This is a genomic window from Streptomyces sp. NBC_00466 (assembly GCF_041433995.1).
Taxonomy (GTDB): domain Bacteria; phylum Actinomycetota; class Actinomycetes; order Streptomycetales; family Streptomycetaceae; genus Streptomyces.
The window spans coordinates 1,910,524-1,930,054 of sequence record NZ_CP107896.1; the positions used below are offsets into that span (position 1 = coordinate 1,910,524).

A 19,531-nucleotide genomic window follows, 5' to 3' on the forward strand; every position below is an offset into this window, starting at 1 on the left:
GCTGTCCTGATCACCATTCTCCCGCGAACTTGTCGGTCGACAGTTGCCTTGCTGCCCGCCGCCGGGGAACGCGCGAGGCCCGGCACTCGGGACCGGGAGGCGGTCCCCGGCGGCGCAACAGGTTCCGCTACACCCGGCTCTTGTTGCGGCCCGTGCCGCGGAGGGCCGAGAGGATCGCCGCGAGGATCATGATCCCCATCATGGTGTAGAAGGCCGCCTTCAGTCCCTCGGCGAAGGCCACCGCCAGCCGGCCGTCCAGCTTGCTGGTGCCGACGAAGATGGCGAACGCCATGTTCCGGGGGATGGAGTGCGAGGCGACGAGCATGGCCGTGGTGAAGGAGAAGACCATGCCGATGCTGGAGAAGGTGCGCAGCACACCGGAGGCGATGCCCAGCCGGTCGGGCGGCGCCGCCCGCATCACGGCGGTGCTGTTGGCCGGGAAGAAGAAGCTGCCCCCGATCATGATCACGAGGTTGCCGATGGCGGCCAGCCACAGGCTGCTCGTCGCGGTCATCTGGGCGAAGATCCCCATCGCGACGACCGAGATACCGAGCCCGATGGTCGCCGGGATGACCGACCCGAGCTTGTCGGTGAGCCGCCCGGAGTAGGGCCCCACCACCGCGCCGACCACATAGCCCGGGACCAGCAGCAGCGAGGCGTCGATCGGATCCATCCCGCGCGTGCCCTGGAGGTACATGATGACCAGGAAGAGCACGGCGAAGCTGCCGACGCCCTGGAGCAGCGAGGCCAGCAGCGATGGCGCCATCGTCGGGATGCGGAACAGCGACAGGTCGAGCGTCGGCTCCTTCTGCTTCAGCTCGACGAAGACGAAGGCGATCAGGAGCACGATGCCGCCGACCAGATACCCGATCAGGGTCCCGTCGAGCGGGCCGGATGCCAGGCCGGTCATCGCCCAGAGCACCCCGAAGAGGCCCAGGCCCAGCGTGATCATGCCGGCGAAGTCGAACTTCCTGCGCTGCCGCTCGCCGTGGTCGCGCAGCACCCGCTGCGCCAGCACCAGCGCGAGGACACCGATCGGCACGTTGATCCAGAAGATCCACTGCCACGACACATAGGTCACCACGACGCCGCCGAGCAGCACACCGAGGACCGAGCCGAACGAGAACCCGAAGGCGTTGAAGCCGTAGGCGCGGCCTCGTTCCTGCGGCGGATAGAGCTCCGAGATGATCGCGCCGCTGTTGGCCGCGATCAGTGCGGCGCCGACGCCCTGGAGGAGCCGGAAGCCGATGAGACTCGGCGCGTTCCAGGCCAGCGCGCAGAGCACCGAGCCGATGGTGAACACCAGGAAGCCGGCTTTGTACATGCGCACCCGGCCGAACATGTCACCGAACCGGCCCAGCTGTGTGGAGAGCACGGTGACCACGAGCAGATAGCCCACGACCACCCAGGTGACGGCCGCCAGCGTGATGTTCAGGTCCTCTTCGATCGCCGGCAGCGCGAGCACCACGATCGTGCCGTCGACCGCGGAGATGAGCACGCCGATCATCACGACGAACATGCCGAGACCGCGCCGCGGCGGTGGGGACGGCGCTGAGGCGTCCGCCGCCCTGGTCGAGATCTTTTCGCTGACCATCGATAACCCCGCATCTCGTTCGGTGACTACATACGTGACTACGTGACTACTGCGTGACTCTGAACCACTACTACTCTAGATTGCTAGCATCCTCGCACAAGAGGCGCCACGCAACAGAAGGTCGGCAGTCGGCCATTTCTAGCGGGCCACTTGCCGCCGTTCCAGCCGTTTCAGCAATTCGCCACCCCGTTCGAAAACTTTCCGCCACGCATAAGTGCGACCAAGGGGGCACCGTGCCGGTACACCAGGTTCGCGGCGCGTTTTCCGGAGCCGTTACCGTTTCAACCTTTTTCACGGGCCGGAAAAAGAGAACGCCCCCGACCTCAAAAGGAATCGGGGGCGTTCGACGAGACGGGAGCACTCCGCACGTCGGGGGATACCACCAGGAGTCGGCGGCCGGCGGGCGCTCCCGCCTCGCGGCGGACCGCTCAGCTCTTGAGCGGCGCCTCGATGGTCCACTCGCGCCCGTCCGGGTCGCGCACGACCATCCGCTGCGTGCCGTAGTGGGTCTCCTCGAACGGGGAGACCACCTCGACGATCGGGTCGGGCTTGAAGGTCTCCGCGTCCTCGACGCGGAGGATGAGCTGCGTCTGCGGCTTGCGGTCCTCGGGGATCTCACCGACGACGAAGTACGGCCCGTCGTCGTTCTTGAGCATCCCGGAGCCGTGCTCGGTCGCGAACTCGACCTTGTAGCCCAACGACTCCAGGAACTTGGCCGTCTTGCCCCAGCTGTGGGTCTCAACGTAGACGCCTTCGACACCCCGGGTCGTCATATCAGAACTCCTCTCGCGAAACGGTTCCGTCTTGATTCTGCCCCTGGCGCGCGAGATGAGCACGCAGCGCCTCGGCAACCAGCGCCGACAATGACAGTTCGCGGTCGATGGCGTGATGCTTCACCTGCCGGATGAGCTCCACCGGCAGGTAGACGTTGAACTGCCTAACCTCCTCAGCAGTCATGCTAGCAATCTAGCAGCCAGGGTGCAGGTTGCCAACCATCGCGTACGGGGATACGGGGTCGCGGTCAGAGCTCCGACGGCCGGGGGCGCCTCACTCGCCGGCACCGCACATCCGCACATCCCCACATCGCACATCCGCACATCCGCGCAGAGCCCTGTTGAAATCGCCGCAAAGGCAGGGAAGACTCCGGGGCTGGCTGCCGTCGGCCGCGGAGCCGCGCTTCTCCTGCCGCCGCGGAGTCCGCGTGGTCCAATGTCCCGTCGGCACAGGCCCATTGGCACCCGCGGGGCACCCGCACCCCGGGCTGCCGCGAGCTCCGCCGTGCCGGCCTCGACTCCTTCCCACGTCACTCGACCCGGGCCGCCCCGCGTACCGGTGCGGCGCCGCCGTCGTGCATCGGTGCGCGCGACAGGCGTACGGAGCATCCCCCCAACAACCGTCGTTGACAGGCGCATTCGAGAGCACTCAGCTGAACCGACTTCCGGCCCACAGGCCAAAAGGAGGCTTCCATGGGAGGCGGCAGGACTGGTCAGGCCGAGCACGTGGAAAGCGGCGGCGCAGGGCTTCCGGAGCAGCGCGGCACGACGGACTTCGACGCACTGGTGGGCCGTTGCCGCGCACGCGACGCCGCCGCGTGGGAGCGCCTCGTCCGCCTCTGCAGCCCGGTGGTGTGGACCGTGGCGCGCTCGCACGGGCTCAGCCACGCGGACTCCGAGGACGTCTGCCAGTTCACCTGGCAGCGCCTGGTCGAGCACATCGGCAGCCTCAAGCAGCCCGGCCGGGTGGCCTCCTGGCTGGTGACCGTGGCCAAGCGCGAGGCCATCCAGCACTCCCGGCAGAGCCGCCGCACCCTGAGCGTGTCGGACCCGGCCGAACTGACCGTGGCCGCCGCGCTGACCTCCGCCTCCCCGGAGGAGCAGGCCCTCGCCCGGGTGGACAGTGCCCGGCTGCGGGCCGCCGTCCGGAGCCTGCCGGACGAACACAAGGTGCTGCTGGGGCTGCTCTTCGCGGAGCCCCCGCTCAGTTACGACGCCATCGCCGCGGCGTCCGGGATGGCCCGCGGCTCCATCGGACCGACGCGCAGCCGCATTCTGGCGAGCATCCGCGCCACGTTGAAAGCGCAGGCGGATCCCGATTAGGACCTTTCAACCCGGGCGAACCACCGGACCGCCGGACAGCCGGTCCTGTCCGGGCCGGTCCAAGAAAAAAATCCGCCCCTCATGTATCCAGCGGCACTCCCGCCCCTCTGTTCAAGCAAGAACGCGGCGCCACCACGAGCGGGCTGCTGCGGGGAGCGACGCGGGAAGGGAGTCAGACACATGGCCGACGCCACCATCTGGAGCTTGCTCGAACCGAGCGCGCTGCTGAACCCTCACCCCATCTACCGCGAATGGTACGGACGTTCGCCGGTGCTGTGGAGCCCGGACATCGAAGCCTGGCTCATCACCGGCTACGACGAGGCGTTCACCGCGCTGCGCGACGTCGACCGGTTCTGCCAGGACTGGCGCCGGGTGGGGGTGGACACCCCGCCCTCCCTGCTCAGCCTCCAGACCCTCGACCCGCCCGAGCACACCCGTATCAGGCACCTGATGCTGGAGGGGTTCAGGACCGCGGGCCTCGACGGAGTCGAACAGCGCACCCGCGCCAGGCTCGACGAGCTCCTCGCCGAGGCCGAGGGCGCCGCCGGCTTCGACTTCGTCACCAAGATCGCCGAACCGCTCACCCTGTACGCCGTCACCGGGCTGCTCGGCGTCCCGGACGTCGACCCGTCCTGGTTCGTCCCCCGCTCGCACACCATCGTCGACAGCATGGACTCCAGCCTGCGGCCCGAGTGCTACGAGCCCGGGGTGGCCGCACGTGCCGAACTCTCCGCGCTGGTCGGCACCTGGATCGACGCGCCGCTGCCCGAGGGGTTCACCGCCCACGTGGTGCGCCGCGCCAAGGAGGTCGGCGTCGAACGGAACGTGCTGCACAACTCGCTGCGCGTCGTACTCCAGGCCGGCTTCCAGACCGCGAGCCGCTTCCTCACCACCGGACTGCACGCGCTGCTGCGCCTGCCGCTGGAACAGCGCGGACCGGTCGACACCGACCTCGCCGTCAACGAACTCGTCCGGTACGCCGGCCCCGTGCACGTCGAGAGCCGCGCCTGCGTCGAGGACACCGTGCTCGGCGGCCAGGAGATCCGCAAGGGCCAGATCGTTTCCATGTTCCTCGGTGCCGCCAACCGTGACCCGAGGACGTTCGACGACCCGGACGCGGTGCACTGGGACCGCGCCCCCAACCGCCACCTCTCCTTCGGCCGCGGACCGCACGCCTGCCTCGGCGCCCAGGTGGCCACCGTGATCGCCCGGACCGTGTTCGGCACCATCGGACACCGCTACCCCGGCGCGCGCCTCCTCGCCGAGCCGCGCCCCCGGCCCAACGTCACCGAGCACGGGATGTTCGAGCTCCACGTCGTGCTCTGATTCCCGGCCGCCACCCCGAGTCTCGTCACGGGCCCTCTTCCTCCGAGCAGGTCCCGCGGCGATGTCCCTGCCGCCCGCACAGAGAGGAGACCATCATGCGTCACGCCCACTGAACCCACTGGTGAGGGGACGGCCCCGATGCCGGCCCCGTACGGATCGCGACCGGGCACCCCCCGGCGCACCGGACACCAGCACCGAGCAACACCCCCGAGCACAACCGGGGAACACCTCGTGGGGCCCGGCTGACGGGGCCCCACGAGGTACCCCATGGACCCATCACAAGGGGCAGACACGTGGCCCGGACGCTACCGCCCACCCGAAGCGCCACCGGAATGAGCGCGGTGCTGCGCGTCCCCGGCATGCCCGTCGTGCTCACCGCCCACGCGGTGTCCATGGCCGGCACCCTGGCCGCCGAAGTCGCCCTGTCCATCCTGATCTTCCAGCGCACCGGCTCCGCGTTCCTCTCCGCGCTGGTGCTGGTCTGCTCCTTCCTGCCCTACGCGGTCGCCGGCACCCTGCTGTCCTCCCTGGCCGACCGGTTCCCGCCCCGCCGCCTGCTGGTCTGCTGCGATCTGCTGAGCGCCGCCTGTATCGCCGCCATGCTCGTCCCGGGTCTGCCGGTCCTCGCACTGCTCGGGCTCCTCCTCGTCACCGGGTTCGTCGCCCCGCTCTTCCAGGGAGCCCGCGCGGCCAGCCTCTCCCAGCTGCTCGACGCCGACCTCTTCCCGGTCGGCCGTTCGCTGCTGCGCACCATCAGCCAGACCGCTGTGGTCTCCGGCTTCGCCCTCGGCAGCGTCCTGGTCGCCGCTGTCGGCCCGCTGTGGCTGCTGGCAGGCGACGCGGCCAGCTTCCTGCTGTCCGCCGCGCTCATCGGCTGGGGCACCCGGGCCACCCCGGCCGCCGACCCCGACGGCGAACGCACCCTGCGTACCGTCGTCCGCGCCTCCGCCGACGGGCTGCGCCATCTGTACGGCCACCCGCCACTGCGCCGCCTCATCCTGCTGACCTGGGCCGTCCCCGGCTTCTCCGCGGTGGGCGACGGGCTCGCCGTCGCCTACACCGCCCAGGCACACGCGGCGGTCACCACGGCCGGCGTCCTCTTCACCGGCTACGCGGCCGGCACGGTACTCGGCGAACTGCTCGTGGCCCGGCGACGCCCGGAGACCCGCGGCCGGCTGGTCCTCCCCCTGGTACTGCTCTCCCAACTCCCCCTGATCGTCTTCGCGTTCGACCCGCCCCTCCCCCTGGCCGGGGCTCTTCTGCTGCTCTCCGGCGCCGGGTTCGCCTGCAACCAGGGCATCGACCCACTGATCCTCAGGGAAAGCGAACCGGCCCTGCGCGGGCGGCTGTTCACCGTACAGACGAGTGGGCTGATGACGGTGCAGGGCGTGGTCATCGCGGTGTCGGGGGCGCTGGGGTCCCACGCCCGTCCGGGGCTCGTCATCGCCGCCTTCGGCGTGCTCGGCGCGGGCACCGTCCTCTGGCTGGCGTCGCGCAGCCCGGTGGCCGAATAAGGGCCTCCCCGTGCCGCGCGGAAATGCACGGCGGAAATGAATGGGATAGCGCGAACAACCCTGCGCAGAACGGAAATTCACCGACCCGGAAGAGTTACCCGGCCGGGCACCCCACGTTATGCTCGGCCCATGCGATTCGGCTTAATGGCAAGCAATCCACTTGAATGGCTGCTCATCAAGTTCAATTTGATCGCGCGGCCCGTCCTCGACACCCAGGTAGCGGGCACGTACGTCCACGTCATCATGGCGGCCGTCAAGGTCGGCCTGTTCGACGCACTGGCCGACGGCCCCGCCACCGCCGAGAAGATCGCGGCCGGCTGCGGTACGCACCCCGACAGCACCGCGAAGCTACTGCCCGCGCTGGCGGCGTCCGGATATCTGCGCGCCAGGGGCGATCAGTACGAGCTGAGCCCGTTGTCCCGCAAGTGGCTGGTCACCACGAGCCCGCACGCGGTGAACGACAAGCTTCTGCTGCAGTTCTACGAGCTGGGGCTGATGCAGCGGGCCGACGAGTACCTGCGCAGCGGGAAGCCGCTGGACTTCCATACCGGTATGAGCGATGACGTGTGGGACTCCTACCAGCGCGGCATGAAGTGCCTGACCACCGGTCAGACCGACCTGGTGGCCAAGGCCATTCCGGTCCCCGAAGGGGCCACCGACATGCTCGACATCGGTGGTTCGCACGGGGCCTACTCGGTCGCGCTGTGCCGCCGCCACCCGTCGCTCAGCGCCGTCGTCTTCGACCTGCCCGACGCGGTGCGGCACGCCGCGCCGCTGCTGGCCGAGGAGGGGATGGGCGACCGGGTACGCCACCAGGCGGGCAACGCGCTGACCGACGATTTCGGCGAGGAGTGCTACGACGCGGTGGTGATCATCGGCGTCGCGCACCACTTCAGCGACGAACAGAACCGCGAACTCGCCGCCAAGGTGGCCCGAGCACTGCGCCCCAACGGGGTCTACACCATGGCCGAGTTCCCCGCCGCCAGCGGAGGGGGAAGGACCCAGCAGCTGCCCGCACTGCGGGACTTCTACTTCGCGCTGGCCAGCGAGTCCGGCACCTGGTCGCCGTCGCAGATGGCCTCCTGGCAGCGCGCCGCGGGCCTGCGGCCCGCCAAGCCCGTACGGCTGGCCGCCGGTGGCGGTCTCAACGTCCAGTCGGGTCGCAAACCCCGGTGATACGACATGTCTCCGGCCCGGTCTCCACACGTACGGAGACCGGGCCGGAGACATGTCGTGGGGAGGGTATTTCCCGGTCGGCCGTGGGAATTCATCCCGCCCTGCCGGAAAATGGCACGGCGAAATCACCGTCGGACGACGGCATACGGTCAGTTGCGTTTATGCGTAGCACAGTTGGCGACCGGTTGCCGGCCGGAGAAACAGGGAAACCATAGAGAGAACGAGAGAACGGAGAGAACGGAGAACCAGGACGGACGCCGGCGCCCTGCTGTCCAAGTGGGGAATCTTCCCAGCGACCCGTCGGTGACCGCCTGGAAACCGGGGCGGAACGGCCGGACCAGGTGCGGCCCGGCCGTTCGCTCAGAGTTCGGAGGCCAGCGTCCCGCCGCGGCCCCAGTGGTCCGTCTCGACATCGTTGATGATCACGGTGACGGCCATCTCGGGGCACTTCGCGATCCGCGCGACCGCTTCCGTCACCTCTTCGACGAGCTGACGGCGTTCGGCCACTCCGACGCCCTTCCACCAGTTCACTTGTACCAGGGGCATTGCTGGTTCCTCTCTGTCCGGTCCCGCTGTCTCGCGACGGCCCGCGCCATTGCCGACCGCCGCATCTGTCGGCGCCGCGGACGGTCCGCCGCGCCAAGATGCAGGTGCCGGGCCCCGCGGGCCCGGCCTGATCCACCCGAAAGGCGTCGGCCCTACGCCTCCACCGCCTCACGCTGTCGCTGCTCCACCGCAGCCGCGAAGTTCTGCCAGATCCGGCCGCACTCCCGGGCCAACTGCGCGATGTCGGACGCCCGGTGGGCGGGCAGGTCCCCGCTGATCCGGGCCCAGTCGTCCGGGTCCAGCGCGTACAGGTCCAGCAGGCGCAGCAGGACGCGCCCCGATTCGGAGAACCGCAGTGAGGGATCGCTGCGCAGGCTGCGCACCAGTACGGACCGGTCCGTCGGCCCCGACGCCTGGATCCGGACGCAGGCGCTGGTCCGCTTGGGTGCCTCGTGCCGCTCGTGGTCCGGGCCCGGCACGCTCCGGGGTTCGTGCGCCGTCAGGGTCTCGGCCCGGCGCGAGTCGTCCCGCACGTTCCGCACGGTGTCCGGGCTGACCCCGGCCTCCCGTGCGATTTCGCGCAGCGACGCGCCCTGCCGGTCCGCGAGCAGGCTGCTCACTCTGGCCCGGGCCGCGGCACCGTTGACCGGCCGCAGCCTGCCGTCCCTGCCGCGGCGGTGGGTGACCGGCTCGGAGTCCTTGCTGAAACGCCGGCGGATCGACCCCACCGTCTTGTGCGACAGCCCCACGACCGCGGCGATCGCACGGTCGGACCACTCCGGGTAGGCGCCGAGGATCCGCTCGGTGGCCGCCGAGCGCTCGGCCCGCGACAGCGGCAGCCCGTGCGTCGCGTTCTTCTCGACGGCGAGCACGAACGCCTCGTCGTTGTCGCAGTCACAGAAGTCGACGTCGATGGACTCCTGCCCGCGCAGTTTCGCCGCCAGGAGGCGGTGGGCGCCGTCGACGACGCGCATCGTGCAGCGGTTGACAAGGATGGGCGGCAGCGCGGCATCGGAGTTCGCCAGCAGACGGGCATGCTCGTCGTTGAGTCCGGAGAGGCGAGGGGAATCAGGCTGCAAGATGTCGGTGAGCGGCAGCCGGGTCAGGGCCGCGGACGTCACGGACTCCCCACCATCACTCTTCTCGACCATGCCAACAACGGGCTGAGCGTTCACATTGAGGCCTTCCTGCTCGAAGCGACTGGCGCTGCTGATGCAGCTGGTCCTGCGGACTTCCTGGCTCGATGAGCGGTGCTGCGCCTGCTGAATCCCTTACCTCCGCTGTTGGTTCGCCTCGTGCTCTCTCCTGGCGGGAGCCGGATGCGCCCCGGCGCACGCCGGTGCCAGAGGGCGACGAGCGGCCTGATCGTCGCCGACCCTCCAGCACGCTGCCAGGTGAGTTGTCCTATCGCCATGAGTCAGATATCCCGACCCCTCCCGGCCCCTATGGGATTCATGGCCGGCCCGGAGTTCCCACGCCGCCCGGGCCAGATGACTCACGACACTGCGGCACCACCCCGGTTCGATGGCCACCGTGCCTACCGGACAGGAGGTAGCGAAATGTGCCGTATCTACGGCTCTTTCAACTCGGTCGTACCGTCGGACGACCTGGCCAGAGTCAGCGAACTGCAACGTCACGGCGGCCCCGACTCCCAGGGCTGCTCGACCGGCCCCACCTGGTCGCTGGGCAGCAACCGGCTCGCCGTCATGGATCCCGCCGGCGGACGCCAGCCCTACCGCTCCGCGTCCGGGGCCGTCCATGTCGTCCTCAACGGCGAGATCTACAACCACGACGAACTGCGCAGCCGGCTGGGCGCGTTCGGCCACCGGTTCACCGACCACTGCGACGGATCGGTCCTCCCGGCGCTCTACGAGCGGTACGGGGACGCGTTCGTCGACCACCTCGACGGCATGTACGCCATCGCCGTACTGGACCTGCGCGCCGAACCGCGGCTGGTGCTGGCCACCGACCACTTGGGCATGAAGCCCCTCTTCTACCACTGGGACGAGCGCAGGGGCGCGCTGTACTTCTCCTCCGAGATCCCGGCGCTCCTCGCGTTCCCGGACGTGTCCACCAGCATCTGGACGCCGGGCCTCGACTCCTACCTCGCGACCAAGACGCCGTTCGGCGAGCAGACGATGTTCCGGGACGTCGCGGTGCTGCCGCCGGCCGTCACGGCGGTCCTCGACCGTACGGGAGGGCTGCGCTTCCACCGCCGGCCGTCGCCAGGGCCGGAGGCCGGCCCCCCGTCCGGCGACCTGCGTGCGCTCCTGCACCGGGAGGTCGACGGGCTGCTGGAGGCGGATGTGCCGGTCGCGTCGATCACCTCCGGGGGCCTGGACTCCAGCCTGGTGACCACCCTCGCCACCGGCAAGGCGCCGGGGCTGCACACGTTCAACATGGCCTACACCGGCTCATGGCCCGACGACGAGCGGCACTTCGCGCGCCTGGTCTCCGACCACGCCGGGACCAAGTACCACCAAGTCGAGCTGGTGCCCGAGGAGTTGCCCGATCTGCTGCCGCGGGTCGTGTGGCATCTGGGGCAGCCCAACGCCGATCCGATCACGGTGAGCAGCTACGCCCTGTTCGCCGCGGTGCGGGACGCCGGTTTCACGGTGGCCCTGACCGGCGACGGCGCGGACGAGGTGTTCGGCGGGTACCGGCGTATGCGGGCCGCGGCGGAGGCCGCCGAGGCGGGCAAGCCCTGGTACGAGGCGTACCTCGACGAGCTGGCCGTCCTGCCGGCCGCACGGCGCAAGCGGCTCTACACCGCGGACTACGCCGCCGAGGTCGGCTCCGTGCCTGCGCTGCCCGGGTCGGCGACCGACGCGCTGCGGTCCGGGCCCGGCACCGTACTCGACCGGATCACCGCGTTCGAGATCGGCTACCGGCTCCCGGCGTACCACCTCCGGAGGGTCGACCACCTCAGCATGGCGAGCGCCGTCGAGGTCCGGCTGCCGTTCTGCCAGCAGAGCGTGGTCCGGCACGCGGTGCGGCTGCCCGACCGGGACCGTATCCACGGCGGGGAGGTGAAGCGCGCCCTGTACGGCGCCGCGCGCGGCCTCCTCCCCGACGCCGTACTGGCCCGCGAGAAGCAGCCGTTCACCCTGCCGATCGCGGCCATGCTGACTCCCGGCTGGCCGCTCTGGGACTACGCCAGGGATCTGCTGGCCAGCGACCGGTTGCGGCGGGCCGGTGAACTCGACCCCCGCGCGGTGGACCGGCTCTTCGCGGACCAGGCCGCCCGGCCGGGCAACGCCACCGCCCTCGCCCTGTGGGCCCTGCTGGTCTACGAGATCTGGCGCGAGCAGTTCAGCGTCGCACCGTCCGTCGCACCGCCCCGGGAACCCAAGGTCGTGGCGTCATGATCGGGCACGTCGTCTATGCGCACGGGAGTCCGTGCCCGACCCTCGTCCTCGACGCGCGCCGTCTGCCGCGTACCGACGACGCGTTACTCGACCGGCTCGCCGTGGCCCGGAAGTGGCTCGACGACATCGGCGCCGGGCACATCCTGAAGCTGGCGCTGGTCGAGCCCGCCGAGCACCCGCTGTTCGACCTGGACTACCGGTTCGTACAGGCGCTTCCGCTGGGGCCGGCCGCGTTCGACCTGCGCGGCTCGTGCGGGCACTCCATCCTCGCGTCCATCGTCGCCGGTGCCGAGTCCGGTTCGCTGCCCCGGCTGAGCCCGGGGTTGCGGGTCCGCGTCATGGTCCGCAACAACGGTGACCACATCGTGTGCGAGATCACCGAGGCCGGCCGGGATTCGGCGCTGTTCGACATCCACTTCGTCCAGCCGGCGCCGAAACCGCTCAGCGAACTGCTGCTGGCGGGTGCGGCCACCACGACGGTCGAGGTGGACGGCGAGCCGGTGCCGGTCTCGCTGGTGTCCATGGGCAATCCGTACGCCTTCGTGGCGGCCTCCACCCTGGGGCTGTCCCGCACGGAGGACCTGTTCGCCGACGACCAGCGGCTGTTCGACCGGCTGGTGCGGATCCGGCGGGCGGCCGCGGCCCTGCTCGGCTGGCCGGCCGACGGCGCCTTCCCCAAGGTGGCCGCGGTGATGGCTGCGGAGAGCGGCAAGCTAGCGGTCCGCGCGATCTCGGTGCCCACCTGGCACCCGACGATCGCGCTGACCGGGGCCGCCTGCCTCGCCGCTGCCGTCCGGATCAAGGGCACCGTGCCCTGGACCGCGGCGCAGCAGGCCGGTATGCCCGACGGCACCGTCGACATCGTCACCTCCGGTGGGAGCTCACGCGTCACCGCCACGGTGCGCGACGGCGCCCGCGAGCCTGAACTGACCTGGATCACGGTCCGCGGCAAGCGCACCACCACCCTCGGTTCGTTTCCGATCGAGCCCCTCGCCGGCCTCCAGTCGAAGGAGATCGCCGCATGTCTGTCGCTCTACAGGTGATCGACCCCGAAGGCGCACTGCCGGCCGCTCTCGTCGAGCGCCTCGACGAGGCGGCGGCGCGCAGCGCGTCCAGCGGCCGGCCCGACGAGACGCTCATGGCCGAGCTGGAGCAGACCGGCCTGCTCGGCATCGCCGTTCCCTCCGCGTACGGCGGGTCCGGCGGGGACGCCACACTGATCAACCACGTCGTCGCCCAGGTGGCCCGCGTCAATCCCTCCGCCGCGATCATGCTGTTCCAGCACTACGCGGTCAGCGCGCGCATCGCCGAGTGGGGCGACGCGGTCCAGCAGGCCCGGTTGCTGCCCGCACTGGCCAAGGGCGATCTGCTCGCCGCGTCCGGGTGGAGCGAACCCGGCGCGGGCGCGGCCAAGAAGCGCCTGAACACCACCGCGGTCCGGCTGCCGGACGGCCGCTGGCAGCTCAACGGCGCCAAGTCCTTCACCACCAGTGCCGGGGTGGCCGGGCTCTACCTGATCCTCGCGCGGACCTCCGACAGCGTGGACGAGCCGAGCGGCGGCTACGGCTCGGCCGGCCAGACGTTCTTCCTCATACCGGCCGGCAACGAAGGGGTACGCCCCGACCAGAGCCTCGACCTGATCGGGATGCGCGGCTCGGCGACCGGGTTCGTGTCCCTGCACGACTGCGTCGTCGACGACGAGGACCAGCTCGGCCCGGTCGGCGAGGCCACCCGTCTCATCGCCGGGGTCCGCAGGACCGGGGCGACGCTGGGCGCCGTCTCCCTCGGTATCGCGTCGGCGCTGCTGGACCTCGCCGTCGAACAGGTCCACCGCCGCCCGCAACCACCCGACGGGGTCACCCGCTTCCGGCTCGTCGACCTGGCCACCCGGATCGACGCGACGCGCGCCGTCATCGACCGGTCCGGACGGCGGGACGCGGCCGATCCGGGCCTGGCCACCCTCCACAGCAAGCTGTTCGCGTCGGAGACGGCCGAGCAGGTGGGCGTCGAGGTGGCGCGCCTGCTGGGCTCCGCGGGGTACGTGGTCACCAACCGCATCAACCGGCTGATGGCCGATGCCCGCGCGGTCGCCCACATGGGCCCCACCAACGACCTGTGCCGGGAGCTGGTGAGCGCCACATGGCTCGGGTGAACGCGCAGCTCGCGGTGGTCAACGGGCGGCTGGTGACCCCGGCCGGCGTCCGCCCGGGCGTGGTGCTCGTCGCGGAGGGACGGATCCTCGGGATCGCCGACTCCGCGCCCGGCCACGTCCGCGTCCTGGACGCGGCGGGCCGGTACGTGCTCCCCGGGCTGATCGACTCGCATGTCCACTTCCGTACCCCTGGTCTGGAGCACAAGGAGGACTGGGAGCACGGCAGCCGCGCCGCGGTCGCCGGTGGCGTGACCACCGTCATGGATATGCCGAACACACTCCCCCCGGCCCTCCACCCGGACGCGGTGGTCGCCAAGGCCCGGCAGATCACCGGCCGTTCACTGGTCGACTTCGCCTTCCACATCGGCGCGGACCCGCTGCACCCCGAGGTCCTGGCGGGCCTCGATCCGGCGATCGCCCGCAGCGCCAAGGTGTTCATGGCCGGGCACCACACCGCGCCCACGGTCTTCAGCGATCCCGCCGCCCTCGACAAGGTGTTCGCCGCCGCGGCCGGCTCCGGTGTACGGCTCGTCCTGCACGCCGAGGACCAGCGGCTGCACGACCTGCTGGACACCTGGCGGGGCGGTCCCCCCACCTCCTACCGGGACTACGAGCGGTGGCGGCCCCGCAGCAGTCCCATCTCTGCGGTCGTCCGGGTGCTGGAACTGGTACGGCGCCACGGCACCATGGCGCACATCCTGCACCTGTCGAGCGCGGAGGAAGCCGACCTGGTGGCCGCGGCTGCCGCCGACGGACTGCCGGTCACCTTCGAACTCACCGCCCACCACCTCTCGTTCACCGACGCCGACACCGTGCGGGGCGGCGCGCGGACCCGGCTGGCCCCGGCGATCCGCGGCCCGCGGGACCAGGACCGGCTGTGGGCGGCCCTGCGGGCGGGCGAGGTGGCCACCTTGGGCAGCGACCACGCGCCGCACACCGCGGCCGAGAAGGAACTCCCGGTCGCCGAAGCGCCGCCGGGGCTGCCCGGCGTGCAGGAGCTGGCCACCGCGGTGTGGACCGGGATGCGGCGGCGCTGGCCGGACGAGGACCAGGACACCGCTGTCCGCCGGCTGGTGCGCCACCTGGGGGAAAGGCCGGCCGAGCTGTTCGGGCTGACCGGCAAGGGACGGCTGGCCGCCGGGGCCGACGGCGACCTGGTGGTCTTCGACCCGGACCGCCGCTGGATGCTGTCCGCGCAGGACATCGCGGCCAAGTGCGGCTGGTCCGCCTACGAGGGCTGGACGTTCACCGGCCAGGTGCAGGTGACCGTCAAGTCCGGGCAGATCGCCTACGACCGGGAGCGGGACACGTTCGGCGCCCCGGTGGGACGCTGGCTGTCGCCGCTCGACCGACAGAAGGGACGGAGCGGCAATGGCTGAACAGTCCGTGGTCATCGCGGGCGGCGGCATCGGCGGCCTCGCCCTCGGCATCGCACTGCGCCGCGCGGGGAAGCCCGCGACGGTCATCGAGCGGACCGCGACGCTGCGGGACGCGGGCGCCGGCCTCGTGCTGTATCCGAACGCGCTGCACGCACTGGCGGAGATCGACCCCTCACTCGCCTCGGCGGTGCGGGCCGCCGGGCACGTCCCGGAGCCGGACGAGGTCCGTCCGATCGTCGACACCCGCGGCGCGGTCGTCGCCACCGACCGGGTGGGCGAGCTGGCCGGGAAATTCGGCGCGCCGCAAGTGTCGCTGCTGCGCACGGCGTTGCAGTCCCTGCTGCTGCGGTACGCCGCCGACGCCGGCGTACGGATACGGCACGGGATCAGCGTGACCGGCTGCACCGACCTGGGTGACAGGGTCGAGGTCGCTCTGTCCGACGGGAACCCGACGACGGCGGCGGCCCTCATCGGCGCCGACGGGCTGCACTCCGTGGTGCGGCGGTACCTGCTCGGCGTGGAGTCTCCCCGCTACTGCGGATACACGACCCTGCGAGGCCGCTCCCCCCTACCGGCGGAGTTCCCGCACGGGTTCATCGTGACCGCGGACGGTATCGGTGTCTTCGCCGCCCCGATCGGTTCCGGACGGCTGTACTGGACGGCGAAGGTGGCCGCACCGGCCGGTGTCTGGCCCGCCAAGTCACCGAAGGAGGCCCGGGCCGATCTCCTGACCCTGATCAGCGGCTGGCACCCGGCGATCGTGGACGTGGTGCGGCGCACCGATCCCGACGCGCCGGTCGTGGTCACCGACATCAACGACCGGGAACCCGTCGCCGACTGGAGCCGGGGCCGGGTCAGCCTCCTCGGCGACGCCGCGCACCCGATGTCACCGGGTGCCGGGCAGGGCGCGGGCATGGCACTGGAGGACGCGGCCGTACTGGGCGGGCTGCTGTCCCGCACCCCGAACATCCCCGGGGCACTGAGGAGTTACGCCAGACATCGCGCACCGCGGACCGCCGTGGTCGTCAACCAGTCACGGCACCGCGATCACGTCGTACGGGACGAGCGCGGCGAGTTCAGCACGCATGACCAGGAGCTGACCGATCTGTTCGGCTGGCGCGCGGATTTCGACCTCGCCACTGAGTGACGCAGCGACCGCACCGTATCGGCACTGACAAGTACCGGACGAATGAAGGGTGGACCGTTATGGCATCGGACACGACTCACTGGAACAACGTCAAGATCGACTACGACAAGGTACTCAGCACCGACGCGTCCAATGTGGCCCTGCTGTCCGCGGCCGTGGACCAACTGCCGTCGGACACCACCGACATCCTCGACATCGGCTCGGGCACCGGGCGGCTCACGTCGCTGTGCCGCACGGCGCTGCCCAAAGCCAGGATCGTCGGGGTCGACCCCGCCCCCGCCATGGTCGCGGAGGCGGTGGTCAAGTTCGCGGACGACCCGCTGGTCTCCTTCCAGGACGGAGCGGCCGAGGACCTGTCGGCCTTCCCCGACGACAGCTTCTCCGTGGCCATCAGCAGCTTCGCGCTGCACCACCTCGAACTCGACACCTACCCGAAGGCCGCGGCGGAGCTGCTGCGCGTGCTGCGCCCGGGGGGTGTGTTCATCAACGCCGACCAGTTCTGCCGGGTGATGGGACCGGCCGGCAGCAAGGAGCGGGCCACCGATGTCCTGGAGTTGCTGACCGACAAGGCCAAGTACTACATGCGGGAGGCGAGCTTCGAACGCATGCTGCTCCAGCTCGACCTGCTGCCCCGATTCCTGCGGGAGGACGGAGAAATCCTCACCACACCGGAATTCTGGCGCGACTGTCTTCTCGACGCGGGCTTCGACCGGGCCGAGATCGTCGCCACCGAACCCGAGGAGCTCTACAACCGGGTGATCGTGGCGCGGAAGGCAATCCGCGCGGCGTCCTGACGGGCCGGCCGCGGTGGTGGGTGTCTCACCGGCGGGCACCCACCACCGAGCCACCGTCCGGTTCAGTGGCCGAGACCGGCCTGTCTGGCCCGGACCGCGGCTTCGGCTCGGTCGACAAGGCGCAACTTGGCGAATATGCGCGAAAGATAGTTGCGCACTGTCTTGATGGACAGGCCGAGCTGATGGGCGATCGCCGCCGTACCCAGGCCGTCCGCGACGAGTTCCAGCACGTCCCGTTCGCGGTCGGTCAACTCCGGGAAGGGTTTGACCACCCTCGCCGGCTGGGCCAGATGCTCGGTGACCCACTCCGACGTACTGGAGTCGAAGACCAGGCCGCCGGACTGGACGATCCTGATGGCCAGCACCAGATTTTCGGGGGGCGCGCCCCGGGACAGATAGCCACGTACACCCGCACGCATGGCGGCGAGGAAAGTCTCCCGGTCATGGGCGATGCTCACGATCAGCACGGCCGTATCCGGACAGTGTTCCGCAATGGAGGTGATCATTTCGACGGTGGCAGCGCTCGACGGGGCCACATGCAATATCACCACGTCGGGGCATAAGCGGTGAATTGTGCTTACGGTATCGGGCCCCATGTCCACATCGTCGATCACTTCCAGTGCGTCGACACCGTCCAGCAGGCTTCTCAGGCTTGCTCTGTATACCGGACGGTCTCCCGCGATCAGTACGGCGACTGAATCTGTGCGGGCAGACTTCATAGCCACTTGATCGAACACGTCAATCCCCCTGATGACAGCTCAGACATCAGCGATCACAGTACCAAATCAGGATGCGCAGCACCCCTGATAAATACAACGCAATCGAACATGATATTTCGGGCATTCAAAACCTCGTCAAAGCACTTGCCTTCGGACCTTCGAACTCGAAGTTCCCGAACACCTCCATAAATCCCACCCGCCCTCGGCCATCTGACCCACGACAGGAGCGGCGCCGCCCGAGAGGATTCTTCAGTTCACACCCGGTCCACCTCCCCTTCGCCCGACCCCCGGCAGCTCACGCACCCAGCCCCTCCTCCAAAAGGAGCCTTACCGTGCCTTACCTGGATAAATTAGGCGCGCGCACGGCGCGCCCCTTCCGCCGGACCTCTTCAATCTGCCGCCATTCCGGGGGTAGCATTCCCATATTCTAAAGTCCTATAGAACTTGGGTGTGGTGAATGTGTCGTCCCAATCCCGAACCTCGGCTTTAACCACGGAGACACTGGACGAACCCGCGTCGCGCGGGCGGATGTGGTGGCTGCTGGCCGCGCTGGTCGTGGTTTCCCTGAATCTGCGGGCCCCGATCTCGGCGGTATCCGCACTCCTGACCCCCATCGCGTCAGATCTGGGCCTCTCCGGTCTGAGCCGGACAGGTCTGACCGTGCTGCCCACGGTCTGCCTCGCCCTGTTCGCCTTCGCCGGCCCCGCGCTGGTCCGCCGGATGGGCGAGGAACGTCTGGTGGCGACCGGCCTGGTCGTGCTGCTCATCGGCAACCTGGTCCGTACGCAGCGGAGCGAGGCCGGGCTCTTCCTCGGCACACTGCTGGCGGTCGCCGCGATCGGGGCGATCAACGGCACCATCCCCGGCCTGATCAAGCGGAGGTTCAGCAGCCGGCTCGCGCCGGTGATGACGCTCTACACGATCGTCCTGACGCTGGGCGCGGCCGGCGCCTCGGCACTCGCCCCCAAGCTGAGCGGCGGCGGAGGAACGCACTGGCTGGCCTCGCTCGCCTGGATCACCGTCCCGGTGGCGATCGTCGCCTGTGTGACCTGGCTGCCCGTCCTGCGGCAGCGCGCCGCGGCCGCCGGGCGGCCCCGGATCCCCGCCGCGCTGTGGCGGGACGGACTGGCCTGGCAGGTCACCGCCTTCTTCGGATTCATGGGCCTGTCCTTCTACTTCGTCCTGGGCTGGCTGCCGACGATCTGTCACCAGCGGGGCATGACCCTCACCGAGGGCGGCCTCGTGCAGGCGGTCACCTCCCTGATCCAGGTGGCCGGATCGCTCTCGATTCCGGTACTGATCCGGCGGCTGCCCGACCAGCGGCCCATCGCGGTCGTCGTCGCCGTACTCAACGCCGGCGGGCTGATCGCGCTCGTGCTGGCGCCGATCTCCGTCGGCGCGTGGATCGCCGCGGTGCTGCTCGGCCTGTCCCAGGGAGCCGGGTTCGCGCTGGGGCTGACCTTCATCGGGCTGCGCGCCAAGGACGCCGACACGGCCGTCGGCCTCTCGGGCATGGCCCAGGGCGTCGGCTACCTCATCGCCATCCTGGGACCGCTGGTCGGCGGGGTGCTGATCACCGCCTCCGCCGGTCTCCCGGCAGCGCTCGTCCTGCTGCTGGTCGTCACGGCCGGCGAACTGCTCGCCGGCCTGGGCGCCGGGCGCAACCGTCACGTCCTCGAACCGGCCGCGCCCCGGTCCGGCACCACACGATAGGTCTGCC

The 19,531-nt window shown here is 70.2% G+C and carries 17 protein-coding genes; 11 read left to right on the forward strand and 6 right to left on the reverse strand.

Going from position 1 to position 19,531, the window contains the following annotated elements; genetic code table 11:
- Positions 1 to 127: 127 nt before the first annotated feature.
- The 3 genes from OG210_RS08410 to OG210_RS08420 all read right to left on the reverse strand — a co-directional run bounded on the left by OG210_RS08410 (position 128) and on the right by OG210_RS08420 (position 2,551).
- Positions 128 to 1,594, reverse strand: a complete 1,467-nt coding sequence (locus tag OG210_RS08410; RefSeq protein WP_328330927.1) for an MFS transporter — start codon at positions 1,592 to 1,594, stop codon at positions 128 to 130.
- A 428-nt stretch (positions 1,595 to 2,022) separates the two neighbouring features.
- Positions 2,023 to 2,367, reverse strand: a complete 345-nt coding sequence (locus tag OG210_RS08415) for a VOC family protein (RefSeq protein WP_328330925.1) — start codon at positions 2,365 to 2,367, stop codon at positions 2,023 to 2,025.
- Between the two features lies 1 nt (position 2,368).
- Positions 2,369 to 2,551, reverse strand: a complete 183-nt coding sequence (locus tag OG210_RS08420; RefSeq protein ID WP_328330922.1) for a CopG family transcriptional regulator — start codon at positions 2,549 to 2,551, stop codon at positions 2,369 to 2,371.
- Positions 2,552 to 3,060: 509 nt separating this feature from the next.
- Here OG210_RS08420 and OG210_RS08425 point away from each other — a divergent pair.
- The 4 genes from OG210_RS08425 to OG210_RS08440 all read left to right on the forward strand — a co-directional run bounded on the left by OG210_RS08425 (position 3,061) and on the right by OG210_RS08440 (position 7,706).
- Positions 3,061 to 3,690 (forward strand): sigma-70 family RNA polymerase sigma factor, encoded by a 630-nt coding sequence (locus tag OG210_RS08425; RefSeq protein ID WP_328330920.1) that lies wholly within the window; start codon positions 3,061 to 3,063, stop codon positions 3,688 to 3,690.
- A 180-nt stretch (positions 3,691 to 3,870) separates the two neighbouring features.
- On the forward strand, positions 3,871 to 5,016 hold the full coding sequence (locus OG210_RS08430; RefSeq protein ID WP_371535603.1) for a cytochrome P450: 1,146 nt from the start codon (positions 3,871 to 3,873) through the stop codon (positions 5,014 to 5,016).
- A gap of 293 nt (positions 5,017 to 5,309) precedes the next feature.
- A complete protein-coding gene (locus tag OG210_RS08435; RefSeq protein ID WP_328330916.1) occupies positions 5,310 to 6,530 on the forward strand; it encodes an MFS transporter in 1,221 nt (406 codons plus the stop codon).
- A gap of 129 nt (positions 6,531 to 6,659) precedes the next feature.
- The gene (locus tag OG210_RS08440; protein WP_328330914.1) at positions 6,660 to 7,706 is read left to right on the forward strand and encodes a class I SAM-dependent methyltransferase; all 1,047 of its coding nucleotides are present in this window, start codon (positions 6,660 to 6,662) and stop codon (positions 7,704 to 7,706) included.
- Positions 7,707 to 8,066: 360 nt separating this feature from the next.
- On the opposite strand, the gene OG210_RS08445 is transcribed toward OG210_RS08440, so the two are convergent.
- The gene (locus OG210_RS08445; RefSeq protein WP_328330912.1) at positions 8,067 to 8,252 is read right to left on the reverse strand and encodes a tautomerase family protein; all 186 of its coding nucleotides are present in this window, start codon (positions 8,250 to 8,252) and stop codon (positions 8,067 to 8,069) included.
- Positions 8,253 to 8,404: 152 nt separating this feature from the next.
- Entirely contained in the window at positions 8,405 to 9,373 is a 969-nt protein-coding gene (locus tag OG210_RS08450; RefSeq protein WP_328330910.1) for a ParB N-terminal domain-containing protein, read from the reverse strand.
- A gap of 438 nt (positions 9,374 to 9,811) precedes the next feature.
- Here OG210_RS08450 and asnB point away from each other — a divergent pair, with 438 nt between their 5' ends.
- Genes asnB through OG210_RS08480 form a run of 6 tightly spaced genes read left to right on the forward strand, consistent with a single transcriptional unit; the run spans position 9,812 to position 17,092 of the window.
- The gene (gene asnB, locus OG210_RS08455; RefSeq protein WP_328330908.1) at positions 9,812 to 11,620 is read left to right on the forward strand and encodes an asparagine synthase (glutamine-hydrolyzing); all 1,809 of its coding nucleotides are present in this window, start codon (positions 9,812 to 9,814) and stop codon (positions 11,618 to 11,620) included.
- The gene (locus tag OG210_RS08460; RefSeq protein ID WP_328330906.1) at positions 11,617 to 12,663 is read left to right on the forward strand and encodes a PrpF domain-containing protein; all 1,047 of its coding nucleotides are present in this window, start codon (positions 11,617 to 11,619) and stop codon (positions 12,661 to 12,663) included. Before asnB ends, OG210_RS08460 begins: the two co-directional genes overlap by 4 nt.
- Entirely contained in the window at positions 12,642 to 13,772 is a 1,131-nt protein-coding gene (locus OG210_RS08465; protein ID WP_328330904.1) for an acyl-CoA dehydrogenase family protein, read from the forward strand. Before OG210_RS08460 ends, OG210_RS08465 begins: the two co-directional genes overlap by 22 nt.
- On the forward strand, positions 13,760 to 15,151 hold the full coding sequence (locus tag OG210_RS08470) for a dihydroorotase family protein (RefSeq protein ID WP_328330902.1): 1,392 nt from the start codon (positions 13,760 to 13,762) through the stop codon (positions 15,149 to 15,151). The genes OG210_RS08465 and OG210_RS08470 overlap by 13 nt, the downstream gene beginning before the upstream one ends.
- The gene (locus tag OG210_RS08475) at positions 15,144 to 16,298 is read left to right on the forward strand and encodes an FAD-dependent monooxygenase (RefSeq protein WP_328330901.1); all 1,155 of its coding nucleotides are present in this window, start codon (positions 15,144 to 15,146) and stop codon (positions 16,296 to 16,298) included. The genes OG210_RS08470 and OG210_RS08475 overlap by 8 nt, the downstream gene beginning before the upstream one ends.
- 59 nt (positions 16,299 to 16,357) lie before the next feature.
- The gene (locus OG210_RS08480; RefSeq protein WP_328330899.1) at positions 16,358 to 17,092 is read left to right on the forward strand and encodes a class I SAM-dependent methyltransferase; all 735 of its coding nucleotides are present in this window, start codon (positions 16,358 to 16,360) and stop codon (positions 17,090 to 17,092) included.
- Positions 17,093 to 17,154: 62 nt separating this feature from the next.
- On the opposite strand, the gene OG210_RS08485 is transcribed toward OG210_RS08480, so the two are convergent.
- A complete protein-coding gene (locus tag OG210_RS08485; RefSeq protein ID WP_328330897.1) occupies positions 17,155 to 17,829 on the reverse strand; it encodes a response regulator transcription factor in 675 nt (224 codons plus the stop codon).
- 510 nt (positions 17,830 to 18,339) lie between these two features.
- Here OG210_RS08485 and OG210_RS08490 point away from each other — a divergent pair.
- The gene (locus tag OG210_RS08490) at positions 18,340 to 19,524 is read left to right on the forward strand and encodes an MFS transporter (RefSeq protein WP_328330895.1); all 1,185 of its coding nucleotides are present in this window, start codon (positions 18,340 to 18,342) and stop codon (positions 19,522 to 19,524) included.
- Positions 19,525 to 19,531: the final 7 nt, after the last annotated feature.